This is a genomic window from Isoptericola sp. NPDC055881 (assembly GCF_053615895.1).
In genome coordinates this window covers 125,538-136,099 of record NZ_JBSHCR010000002.1, presented here as the reverse complement: position 1 = coordinate 136,099, position 10,562 = coordinate 125,538, and the positions used below count along the sequence as shown (strand labels likewise).

General features: G+C 74.2%; 11 protein-coding genes. 8 read left to right on the top strand and 3 right to left on the bottom strand.

The window, feature by feature from the left end; genetic code table 11:
* Positions 1-106 precede the first annotated feature (106 nt).
* The gene (locus tag ACWGKI_RS01420) at positions 107-1,069 is read right to left on the bottom strand and encodes a helix-turn-helix transcriptional regulator (RefSeq protein WP_452184077.1); all 963 of its coding nucleotides are present in this window, start codon (positions 1,067-1,069) and stop codon (positions 107-109) included.
* Between the two features lie 41 nt (positions 1,070-1,110).
* Here ACWGKI_RS01420 and ACWGKI_RS01415 point away from each other — a divergent pair, with 41 nt between their 5' ends.
* Both ACWGKI_RS01415 and ACWGKI_RS01410 read left to right on the top strand, forming a co-directional pair.
* A complete protein-coding gene (locus tag ACWGKI_RS01415) occupies positions 1,111-1,584 on the top strand; it encodes a VOC family protein (protein WP_452184075.1) in 474 nt (157 codons plus the stop codon).
* Between the two features lie 61 nt (positions 1,585-1,645).
* The gene (locus ACWGKI_RS01410; RefSeq protein WP_452184073.1) at positions 1,646-2,128 is read left to right on the top strand and encodes a pyridoxamine 5'-phosphate oxidase family protein; all 483 of its coding nucleotides are present in this window, start codon (positions 1,646-1,648) and stop codon (positions 2,126-2,128) included.
* 4 nt (positions 2,129-2,132) lie between these two features.
* On the opposite strand, the gene ACWGKI_RS01405 is transcribed toward ACWGKI_RS01410, so the two are convergent.
* On the bottom strand, positions 2,133-2,726 hold the full coding sequence (locus ACWGKI_RS01405; protein ID WP_452184071.1) for a hypothetical protein: 594 nt from the start codon (positions 2,724-2,726) through the stop codon (positions 2,133-2,135).
* A gap of 198 nt (positions 2,727-2,924) precedes the next feature.
* On the opposite strand from ACWGKI_RS01405, the gene ACWGKI_RS01400 reads away from it, so the two are divergent.
* From ACWGKI_RS01400 to ACWGKI_RS01380, 5 genes are all read left to right on the top strand, one after another.
* Positions 2,925-3,521, top strand: a complete 597-nt coding sequence (locus tag ACWGKI_RS01400) for a TetR/AcrR family transcriptional regulator (protein WP_380240147.1) — start codon at positions 2,925-2,927, stop codon at positions 3,519-3,521.
* A 111-nt stretch (positions 3,522-3,632) separates the two neighbouring features.
* Entirely contained in the window at positions 3,633-5,012 is a 1,380-nt protein-coding gene (locus ACWGKI_RS01395) for an MFS transporter (RefSeq protein ID WP_452184069.1), read from the top strand.
* Positions 5,013-5,218: 206 nt separating this feature from the next.
* Positions 5,219-6,205, top strand: a complete 987-nt coding sequence (locus ACWGKI_RS01390) for an epimerase (protein ID WP_452184067.1) — start codon at positions 5,219-5,221, stop codon at positions 6,203-6,205.
* Between the two features lie 51 nt (positions 6,206-6,256).
* Complete coding sequence (locus ACWGKI_RS01385) at positions 6,257-6,700, top strand: MarR family winged helix-turn-helix transcriptional regulator (RefSeq protein WP_452184065.1); 444 nt, start codon at positions 6,257-6,259, stop codon at positions 6,698-6,700.
* 136 nt (positions 6,701-6,836) lie between these two features.
* Positions 6,837-8,312 carry an MATE family efflux transporter gene (locus tag ACWGKI_RS01380; protein WP_452184063.1) on the top strand — a complete coding sequence of 492 codons (1,476 nt, stop codon included), beginning with the start codon at positions 6,837-6,839 and terminating at the stop codon, positions 8,310-8,312.
* 101 nt (positions 8,313-8,413) lie between these two features.
* Here ACWGKI_RS01380 and ACWGKI_RS01375 read toward each other — a convergent pair whose 3' ends face one another.
* Positions 8,414-8,833, bottom strand: a complete 420-nt coding sequence (locus ACWGKI_RS01375; protein WP_452184061.1) for a MerR family transcriptional regulator — start codon at positions 8,831-8,833, stop codon at positions 8,414-8,416.
* 121 nt (positions 8,834-8,954) lie between these two features.
* On the opposite strand from ACWGKI_RS01375, the gene ACWGKI_RS01370 reads away from it, so the two are divergent.
* Entirely contained in the window at positions 8,955-10,526 is a 1,572-nt protein-coding gene (locus ACWGKI_RS01370; protein ID WP_452184059.1) for a SulP family inorganic anion transporter, read from the top strand.
* Positions 10,527-10,562: the final 36 nt, after the last annotated feature.

Genomic DNA, 10,562 nt, shown 5'->3' with positions numbered 1-10,562 from the left:
GCGCCCGGGCCGCGCGGTATGTTGGCCCCCCCCCCCGCCCGGCGGCCGCGGGGGTTGGGGGGGGGCGCCTCACCGCCCCCCCCGGCCCGCCCCCCCCGCGCCGACCTCACGTCGGCGCGGGCGTCCCGTGCTCCCGCACCAGCTCTCGTCCCAGGCGGGCGAGCTCGGCGCGCACCTCGGGCGGGCTCACGACGCGTGCCTGCGCGCCCCAGCCGGCCAGGTGCCGTGCGACGTCCAGGGGCGTGGGCGCGGCGACCCGCACCCGGACCCGGCCGTCGTGCGGGTCGCCGCCCTCGTCCTCCTCGACGTGCCGCCCGAACTGGGCGCGCAGCACGTCGACGTGCTCGGGGGCGACGAGCACGGTCGCCCATGTCGCGGAGCGCCGTTCCTCGACCTCGTGCACGACGCGCCGCCACTCGGCCTGCAGGTCGAGGCCCTCGGGCACCGATGCCGGGTCGCCCGTGACCTCGACCGCGCGGACGCGGTCGACCCGGTACGTGCGCGGCCCGCGCTCCGTGCCCGCGACGAGGTACCAGGTCCCGTCCTTGTCGACGAGCCCCCAGGGGTCGACGACACGCCGGGAGGACCGGCCGGTCGCGCCCGTGTAGTCGAGCCGCACCCGCCGCCGCTCGACGACGGCGCGCTGCAGGTCGTCCACCTCGGGCGGCCGGGTCCGGCCGGCCGCGCTCCACCGTTCGGGGTCGACGACGACGGCCGCGGCGGCCGCCTCCGCCTCGGCACGGAAGGTGGCGGGCAGTGCGCGGACCAGCTTGCGCAGGGCGGCTCGTGCGTCGCCGGAGGACCTGGCACCCGGTCCGGCGAGCAGGAACAGGGCGCGGGCCTCGGGGGCGGCGAGACCGCTGAGGTCGGTGCGCGCGCCGCCGAGCAGCGACCATCCGCCGCCGCGCCCCGGCTGTGGGTAGACCGGCACCCCCGCGGCAGACAGGGCCTCCAGGTCCCGGCGTGCGGTCGCGACCGAGACCTCGAGGGCCTCGGCGAGCTCGGCCGCCGTCACGCGGGGGCGCGACTGCAGGTGGAGCAGGACCTGGATGAGCCGGTCGGCGCGCATCGTCCGAGACTGCCGCGAAAAGTGGTCAGAGGATGAGCACTTTGACGACCAGAGTGGTGCTCATCGGGTCGACCGGCCTGATGAGCACCGACCGAGGAGCCGACATGCTGCGCGGACTGACGACCATCACCTACCTCGCCGACGACGTCGCGGCGGCTCGCGACTGGTACGCCGAGGTGCTCGGCACCGAGGCCTACTTCGCCCGGGACGCCGGGGGAACGCTCGCCTACGCCGAGTTCCGCCTCGGCGACTACCAGCACGAGCTCGGCCTCATGGACCGGCGCTTCGCTCCCCCGCAGCCGGACCACGCCGGGGGTGCGGTCGCCTACTGGGCGGTCGACGACGCACGCGCCGCCCACGCGCGGCTGCTGGATCTCGGCGCCGCCCCCTACGAGGAGCCGGTCGAGCGCGGGCCGGGCTTCGTCACCGCAGCCGTCGTCGACCCGTTCGGCAACGTGCTCGGCGTCATGGAGAACGCGCACTACGACGACGTCCTCTCCGCCTTGCGGCGCTGACGGGGCGGACGCGTGCCAGCATGGGCGATGACGCTCAGGGACGGACGGCAAGGAGGCCGTGATGGCGCGCACCGACGACACCGGACCGCAGGACGACGCCACGCTGGCGCGCCGCGTCCTCGACGACGGCCGCTACCTGGTCCTGGCGTCCGCGGACGTCGACGGGCGCCCGTGGCCCACGCCGGTCTGGTACGCCCGGGAGGGGCGGGAGCTGGTCTGGGTCTCCAGGGCGACGACCCGGCACTCGGCCAACCTCGGGTCGCGTCCGACGGTGGGGCTGGTGGTCTTCGAGACCCCCGTGCCCGTCGACGGGCGCACGCGCGCGGTGTACGCGGAGGCCACGGCCGGCGAGGTGCCGGCGGCCGAGCGGGCGCGATGCCTCGCCGTCTTCGACCGCCGGTCCCGCGCCGAGGGTCTGGGCTCCTGGCCGGTGGAGCGCGTCGTCGCGCCCTCCGACATGCGCCTCTACCGCGCCGTCGTGTCGCGGCTCTTCGTGCTCGAACCCGAGCGCGACGTCCGCCGCGAGGTCGAGGTCGAGCTGTAGCCCCTCACGTACCCCCTCGCGCCGTCACCACGAGGACGACGAGCGTCACCGCCAGGAGCACGTCGAGCACGCCGCAGAACTCCGCCATCGTGTGCCCGACCACGCGCCCGGTGCGGTGGTGGTAGGTGTCCCAGGCCGCGTGCGCGAGCAGGCCCGCCGCCACGAGCAGACCGCCACCCAGGGCGTCCGCGCGGACGGCGAGCAGAGCGACGGCGGCGAGCACCACCATCGCAGCGGACTGCAGCGGCAGCGACCATGGCGGCCGGACCCGGCCGCGCGCGAGCCCGATGACCGCCAGCACCACGGCGAGGGCGATCATCCACACCGTCGGGTCCAGGTCGGTGACCTTCGCGACGCCGATCAGCACGAAGGACACCCCGAACGCCACCCAGGCCGCGCCGGGGCGCGCGAGCGCCGCCGCCGCGACGTAGACGAGGCCGGATGCCGCGAGCACGGGGACCGCGTCGCGCGCGTCAGCGAGCCCTACCGTCGTGCCGGCGGCGACCAGGACGCCGAGCGCCGCGGGCCACAGCCTGGCGAAGAGCGAGCGGCGAGCACCCTCGGTGCTCGACGACCCGTGCACCTGGTCCTGGGTCATGGTCTTCCCGCTCCCGCTCGCCGACGTGGCGGCCGCCGCCCGGCGCCTCGGACGACGGCGTCCTGGACCTCGCGATCCCTGATCGCTAAACCGTACACTCGAGTTCGAGTTAAGGACAAGGGCCCGGTCGATGCGACGACCCCCGGACGAGCGTCACGGCGCTAACCTGGACGCCTCCGTCCAGCTTGGAGGTACCCGGTGGCCACGACGCCGACGACGCCCACCCCCGCTCCGGACCGCACCCGGCGGGCCGACGCGGTCCGCAACATCGAGGCGATCGTCGCGGCGGCCACACGGCTGCTGGCGACCGACCCGGAGGCGAGCGTCAACGAGATCGCGCGGGCCGCAGGCGTCGGTCGCGTCACCCTGTACGGCCACTTCGACTCCCGGGCGACGCTCGTGCGGGAGGTCGCGGACCGCGCCATCGCCCGAACCGACGAGGAGCTCGCGCGGGTGGACCTCGACGGCGACCCGCGGGAGGCGCTCGGCCGCCTGCTGGAGGTGACCTGGCACCTGACCCACCGGTACGGCGCGCTCGTGGTCGCCGCGACGCAGGCGCTGCCACCCGAGGGGATGCACCGTGCCCACGAGGAGCCCGCCGCACGGGTGCGCCGCGTGCTCGAGCGCGGCCGCGCCGCCGGGGCACTGCGCGACGACATGCCGGTCGACTGGCAGCTCAGCGTGATCCAGGCGATCCTCCATGGCGCCTCCGCCGCGGTGCACCGCGGCGAGATCACCGCCGACCAGGCCCCGGCGCTCGTCCGCGACACGACCCTGGCCGCCCTCGCCGCCTGACCTCACCGCGCCGTTCGCCCCGCGCGACACGTGCGCACCTCTTGTCGAACAGGCGTGTTCGAGTTAACTTACTTGAACACCCGTGTTCGAGTTAGCGAGAGGGTCGACGCCATGACCGCTCCGGAGACCACCACCCCAGGCCCGTCCGCCGCGCCCGATCCCCGGCGCTGGCGCATCCTCGGCCTGCTGGGCGTCGCCCAGCTCATGCTCATCGTCGACGTCACGGTCGTCGCCATCGCCCTGCCCGACATGGGCGCCGACCTCGGCCTCGACCGCGCCGGGCTGACCTGGGTGGCGAGCGTGTACGCGCTGGTCTTCGGCGGCCTCATGCTGCTCGGCGGCAAGACGGCCGACGTCGTCGGCCCGCGTCGCGTGGTGCTCGCCGGGCTGGCGCTGTTCACCGCCGCCTCCCTGCTCGCCGGGCTGGCCGGCACGGCGGAGACCCTGCTGCTCGCCCGCGCGCTCCAGGGCGTCGGCGCGGCGGCGATGTCGCCCGCGGCGCTGTCGGTCGTCGTGCGCACCTTCAGCGGGGCCGAGCTCTCCCGCGCGCTCGGTGTCTGGTCCGCCCTCGGCGGCGCCGGGGCCGCGGTCGGCGTCCTCGTGGGCGGCCTCCTCACGTCGGGCCCGGGGTGGCCCTGGGTCTTCTACGTCAACGTCCCCGTCGGAGCCGCCCTGCTCCTCGCCCTGCACCGCACGGTGCGCCCGTGGCCCGGCTCGGGCGGCCGTCTCGACGTGCCGGCCGCCGCCCTCGCCACGCTCGCGACCGCGTCCGTCGTCTACGGCCTCGTCGCGGCCGGAGACCACGGCTGGCTCAGCGGCCCCACCCTGGGCGCGCTCGCCGGCGGGGCCGTCGGCTACACGCTGCTCGTGCTGCGCCTGCGCACCGCCGCCGCACCGCTCCTGGACCCGGCCCTGCCCACCCGACGACCCGTGGCGCGAGGTCTCGGCCTGATCCTCGTCGCGACCGCGCTGATGATCTCGGTGTTCTTCCTCGGCTCCTTCGCCCTGCAGCAGCTGCACGGGTTCAGCCCGCTCGAGACGGGGCTGTCGTTCCTGCCCGTCGCGCTCGGCACGATCCTGGGGTCCCAGCTGGCCGGCCGGGTGCTGCCGCGGCACGGCGTGCGCACGGTCTCGGTCGCCGGGCTCCTCGTCGCCGCGACCGGGTTGGCCGCCGCCGCCGGGATCTTCTCGATGACGGTCCTGGTCGTGGGGACGTGCGTCGCCGGGCTCGGTGTCGGAGCCGTGTTCGTCGCGGCGGCCGGGAGCCTCTTCTCCGCCGTACAGCCGCAGGAGGCCGGCGTGGGCTCCGGCCTGCTGAGCACCTTCCACGAGTTCGGTGCGGCGACCGGCGTCTCCGCTGTCTCGAGCATCGCCGCCGCCGCTCTCGTGACCCCCGGCTTCGACACGTTCTCCGCCGGTTACTGGTTCGCCGCCGCGGTGGCGCTCGTGGCCGGTCTCGTCTCGCTGGCTCCCCCGCGGCCGGCCGCCTGACCCGGAGGCCCGACGCCGACCTGGCCCGGCCCGGCCCGGGTCCCCCTCCGCGTCCCTGGTGCCTTGGGCGCCGGCTTCTGCTTGGATCGACGACCAGCACGTGACCCACGCGCAGGCCGAGTCGAGCTCGGTCGCCGGGCGAGGGTCGACGACGAACCCGCCCGACGAACTCGCCCGACTGACTCGCCCGACAGGGAGCTCCCTCCATGACGCCCTCTTCCCCCTCCCCCGAGCGCCGGCGCGCTGTCGTCACCGGGGCGAGCGGCTTCCTCGGCACCGCGCTCGCGGGCGACCTCGTCCAGCAGGGGTACGACGTCCTGCGCGTGGGGCGGGACGGGCCGGACGCGCGGTGGGACGTCGACGACGCCCTGGCGCGCGTCGTCGACGGGGCAGACCTGCTGGTGAACCTGGCCGGCAAGAGCGTCGGCTGCCGCTACACCGACGCGAACCGGGACGAGATCCTGCGCTCGCGGGTGGCGACCACCCGAGCGCTCCACGACGCCGTCACCCGCGCGGCCCGTCCTCCGCGGCTCTGGCTCAACGCCAGCACGGCGACCATCTACCGCTACGCCCTCGACCGCCCGCAGACCGAGGACGACGGCGAGCTCGGCACAGGGTTCTCCGTCGACGTCGCGCGCAGCTGGGAGGACGCCTTCTTCGACGGCGACCTGCCCGCCACCCGGCGCGTGGCCCTGCGCATGGCGATCGTGCTGGGCGGACCGGCGTCCGACCTGCTCGCGCGCGTCGCCCGGCTCGGCGTCGGGGGCCCCCAGATCGACGGGCGCTGGTTCAGGCACCGCCGCTACCGCGGCATCGGTGACCACCCCACCGGCGGGCCGGCACCGACCCACCACAGCCACGGCCGGCAGATGTTCTCGTGGGTGCACGTCGACGACGTGCTCCGCGCGGTCCGGTTCATCGACGAGAGCGACCTGTCCGGCCCGGTCAACGTCGCGGCGCCGCACCCCGTGGACAACCGCACCTTCATGGCCCAGCTGCGCCGGACCGTCCGCATGCCGGTCGGGATCCCCGCGCCGCGCTGGCTGCTGGAGCCCGCGATGTGGGTGCTGCGCAACGAGTCCGAGCTGGTGCTCAAGAGCCGGTGGGTGCTGCCCGCACGGCTCCAGGAGTCCGGCTTCGAGTTCCGCTGGCCCGAGCTCGCTCCGGCCCTCGACGACGCGGTGCGGCACTGACGGCCGTCGGCGTCGTTGACACTTAGATCTCTAACGGTTAGAGTTCTCATCATGACCGAGCAGCCCGTGCCCACCTCCAGCCTCGAGCTCGTCCGCTGGATCGGCTGGGCGCAGCGCAAGGCCGCCGAGGAATGGATCCGCGAGCGCGGGCTCAGCCACGAGCAGTCGTTCGTGCTCGGCTACCTGGTCCAGAACCCCGGCGCGATCCAGCGCGACATCGCCGAGGTCAGCCGCACGAGCGCCGCGAGCGTCACGAGCCTCCTGCAGGGTCTCGAGCGCCGCGGCCTCGTCGAACGCCGGCCCGAGCCCGGCAACGCGCGCGTCAAGCGCGTCCACACCACCGCCGAGGGTGCCGCGCTCATCGCGGGCTTCACCGACGCGATCGCCGCCGTGGACGAGACGATCCTCGCCCCCCTGGACACCACCGAGCGCGACACCCTGCGATCCCTCCTGACCAAGGTCGTCGCGGAGCTGCCTCCGCCCACGCGGGACTGACCCGCCGGCGCTCCGGCGCGTCCGGGACGCACGCCCACGCCCCACCCCACGCCTTCGGACGTCGCCCTACTTTCCCCTGCCTCCGCGCCGACGTGTCGTCGGCGTGCGCTCGAGCCTGCCCAGGAAAGGAGCAGCCATGAGCACCACCGACCTCCCGAACCCCACCACCGCCACCGGTCCCGACCAGAAGGACGCGGCCGCCGACAGCGTCGGCACCGACCGCTGGTACCTCGCCTCGGCCCCCATCGTCCGCGCCCTGGTGCACCTGTGCGTGCCGATGGCCGCAGCGATGATCGTCGGAGCCGTCTACAACGTCATCAACGCCGGCTTCATCGGCTCGCTCCACGACAACGCCCTGCTCGCCGCGGTCACGCTCGGCACACCGATCCTCGGTCTCGTCATGGCCGTCGGTGGGGTGTTCGGCGTCGGCGGCGGTGCGCTCGTCTCGCGGCTGCTGGGCGCGGCCGAGCAGGACCCCGCCCAGGCGCGGCAGATCCGGCACGTCTCGTCGTTCGCCCTCTGGGGCGCGGTCGCCGCCGGCGCGCTGCTCGGCGCCGCCGGGCTCATCTTCCTCCAGCCCCTCGTCACGCTCCTCGGCGCGGACGCGGCCACGGCGGCGGCGACCACCACGTACGTCGCCGTCATGCTGGCCTTCGTGCCCGTCCTCACGGCCGCGTTCTGCCTCGAGCAGCTCGTCCGCGCGGAAGGCGCCGCACGCCAGGTGATGATCGGGCTCGTCGCGTCCACGGTCGCGAACCTGCTGCTCGACGTCGTGCTCGTCCTCGTCCTGCACTGGGGCGTGGCGGGCGTCGCGCTGGCCACCGGTCTGTCGAACCTCGCCGTCGTCGCCTACTTCGCCCTGTGGCTCACGCGGCGCAGCGAGCACATGAGCCTCGCGCCCCGCTGGTTCACCCTCTCCCCCGCCGTGCTCAAGCCCGTCTTCGGCGTCGGGGTCGGCGAGCTGCTGCAGGCGTCGTTCCTCATCGTCACCGCGCTGGTGCTCAACAACCTCGCCGCGGCGTACGGGGACGGCCCGCTCGCCGCGATGGGGGTCGCCGTCCGCATCGCGCAGGTGCCCGAGTTCCTGCTGATGGGCGTCACCCTCGGCGTGCTGCCGCTCCTCGCCTACTCGTACGGCAAGGGCGACCGCGGCCGCCTCGCCGCGGCACTCCGCGTGTCCACGCTCACCGTGGGCGGCGTCGGGCTGCTGTTCGCCGTCACGGTGTTCCTGCTGCGCGACCAGGTCTTCTCGGTGTTCGTCGCCGACCCCGCCGTCCTGACGATCGGCGCCACCATCCTCACCGCGCAGCTCGTGGCCATGATCGCCAACGCCTTCGCCGGCCTGGTCACGTCGCTCTTCCAGGCGACCGGGCGCGCGGTGCCCGCCATCGTCATGTCCGTGTCCCAGGGGGTGCTGTTCATCCCCGTCGTCATCCTCGGCAACCTCTGGTTCGGGCTGCCCGGCATCATCTGGGCGCTCACCGTGACCGAGGTCGTCGTGTGCCTCGTCGGCCTCGTGCTGCTCGCCGCGACCCGCGGCGCCATCGAGCGCGGGCTCGCCGAGGGCAGCCCGGAACGGGCCGCGGCGACCCTCGAGCAGGCCGCTGCCTGAGCCCCGGTCGGGTCGCAGGTCAGGTCGCTACGTCGGACCCGATGCGGACACCCGGCAGTCCGGCGCAAGATCGTCCTGGTCGTGGGTAGGACTGCCGGGTGTCAGCGCCGGCGGGACCGCAGGAGGCCGATGAACTCGTCGGCCATGTCGAGCTTGCGCGCGAGGTCGGCGCGCCGCTCCTCCGCCCGGGCGACGTAGTCCGCGAGCCGGGTGCGCGTCTCGTCGAGGTCGTCGACGTCCGGCCCGTCCGCGGCGTCGAGACGGTCGACGAGGTCGAGCAGGTCGCTCATCTCCTCGAGGGTGAACCCGAGCGGCTTCATCCGCCGGACGACGAGGAGCCGCTCGACGTCGCGCTCGGTGTAGAGCCGGAACCCGCCGTCCGTGCGCCCGGACGGGCGCAGGAGGCCGACGTCGTCGTAGTGCCGGAGGGTCCGCAGGGACAGGCCCGTGCGCTCGGCGACGGCACCGATGTGCATCGTGCCCGCCGTCGTCCCGGTGGTGTCGTCGCTTCGCCCGTCCATGGGTCCCGATTGTCCCCGATGCGGGCAGGTGAACTCTACCCTCACGTCAGGGTAGAGTTGCTGCCGCGTCCGAGCCTTCCGCCGACGCCCTCCCCCGCTCGCAGTCCCGAAGGAATCCCGCGTGCCCGACGCCCCCCGCACCCCCGTGCCCCCGCCCGCCCCGCGACCGGCCCCCGCCGCCGGAGCGCCCGAGGCGACGGCGTCCGGGTCGTTCCGGGCCGCGTTCAGCTCCGCCCGGACCCTGCGCACGGAGGTCCTGGCGGGACTCGTCGTCGCCCTCGCGCTGATCCCCGAGGCGATCGCCTTCTCGATCATCGCGGGCGTCGACCCGCGCATCGGCCTGTTCGCGGCCTTCACGATGGCGGTCACCATCTCGTTCGTCGGCGGCCGGCCCGCCATGATCTCCGCCGCCACCGGCGCGGTCGCGCTCGTCGTCGCCCCCGTGGTGCGCGAGCACGGCACGGACTACCTCGTCGCGACGGTGATCCTCGCCGGGGTGTTCCAGATCGTCCTCGGCCTGGTCGGGGTCGCCAGGCTCATGCGCTTCATCCCGCGCTCCGTCATGGTCGGCTTCGTCAACGCGCTCGCGATCCTCATCTTCACCGCGCAGCTGCCGCACCTGTTCGGCGACAAGGTCTCCGCCGACAACCGCTGGCTCATCTACGCACTCGTGGTCGTCGGCCTGGTCGTCATGGTGCTGCTGCCGCGCTGGACCACGATCATCCCGGCACCCCTCGTCGCGATCGTGCTCCTGACGGCCGCCACCGTGCTCGCGGCGATCAACGTCCCGACCGTCGGGGACGAGGGCCAGCTGCCCGAGTCGCTGCCCTCGCTGCTCCTGCCCGACGTGCCCCTCAACCTCGAGACCCTGCGGATCATCGCGCCGTTCGCCCTCGCGATGGCCCTCGTCGGGATCATCGAGTCGCTCCTGACCGCCAAGCTGGTCGACGACATCACCGACACCCACTCCGACAAGACCCGCGAGACGTGGGGCCAGGGCGTGGCCAACCTCGTCACGGGCTTCTTCGGCGGCATGGGCGGCTGCGCCATGATCGGCCAGACCATGATCAACGTGAAGGCCTCGGGCGCCCGGACCCGCCTGTCGACCTTCCTCGCCGGCGCCTTCCTGCTCGCCCTCGTCGTCGGGCTCGGCGACGTCGTCGCGATCATCCCGATGGCCGCCCTCGTCGCCGTGATGATCATGGTGTCCGTCGGCACCTTCGACTGGCACTCCATCAAGCCGTCCACCCTGCGGCGGATGCCCAAGTCCGAGACGGCGGTCATGCTCGCCACCGTCGTCGTCACCGTCCTCACCCACAACCTCGCCTACGGCGTCCTCGTCGGTGTGGTCGTCGCCGCGGTCCTGTTCCTCCAGCGGGTCTCCCACCTGACCACGGTCCGCCGCCTCGACGCCGAGGACGCCGACGACGAACGCGTCTACGCCGTCGACGGCGAGCTCTTCTTCGCCTCCTCGAACGACCTGGTCTACCAGTTCGACTACACCGCCGACCCCCACCGCGTCGTGATCGACATGACGAACGCGCACGTGTGGGACGCCTCGACCGTCGCCGCCCTCGACGCCGTGCAGCACAAGTACGCCGCGCACGGGAAGGTCGTCGAGTTCCGCGGGCTGAACGCCGACAGCACCGAACGGCTCGACCGCCTGGCCGGCAGGCTCGGCGCCGGCCACTGACGACGCCGACCTCGGGACCCGTCCCGGAGGGCGCCG

Excerpts from the sequence above, each read along its gene's own strand:
- ACWGKI_RS01420 (WP_452184077.1), bottom strand. The coding sequence starts at position 1,069 with ATGCGCGCCGACCGGCTCATCCAGGTCCTGCTCCACCTGCAGTCGCGC.
- ACWGKI_RS01410 (WP_452184073.1), top strand. The coding sequence starts at position 1,646 with ATGGCGCGCACCGACGACACCGGACCGCAGGACGACGCCACGCTGGCG.
- ACWGKI_RS01405 (WP_452184071.1), bottom strand. The coding sequence starts at position 2,726 with ATGACCCAGGACCAGGTGCACGGGTCGTCGAGCACCGAGGGTGCTCGC.
- ACWGKI_RS01395 (WP_452184069.1), top strand. The coding sequence starts at position 3,633 with ATGACCGCTCCGGAGACCACCACCCCAGGCCCGTCCGCCGCGCCCGAT.
- ACWGKI_RS01390 (WP_452184067.1), top strand. The coding sequence starts at position 5,219 with ATGACGCCCTCTTCCCCCTCCCCCGAGCGCCGGCGCGCTGTCGTCACC.
- ACWGKI_RS01385 (WP_452184065.1), top strand. The coding sequence starts at position 6,257 with ATGACCGAGCAGCCCGTGCCCACCTCCAGCCTCGAGCTCGTCCGCTGG.
- ACWGKI_RS01380 (WP_452184063.1), top strand. The coding sequence starts at position 6,837 with ATGAGCACCACCGACCTCCCGAACCCCACCACCGCCACCGGTCCCGAC.
- ACWGKI_RS01375 (WP_452184061.1), bottom strand. The coding sequence starts at position 8,833 with ATGGACGGGCGAAGCGACGACACCACCGGGACGACGGCGGGCACGATG.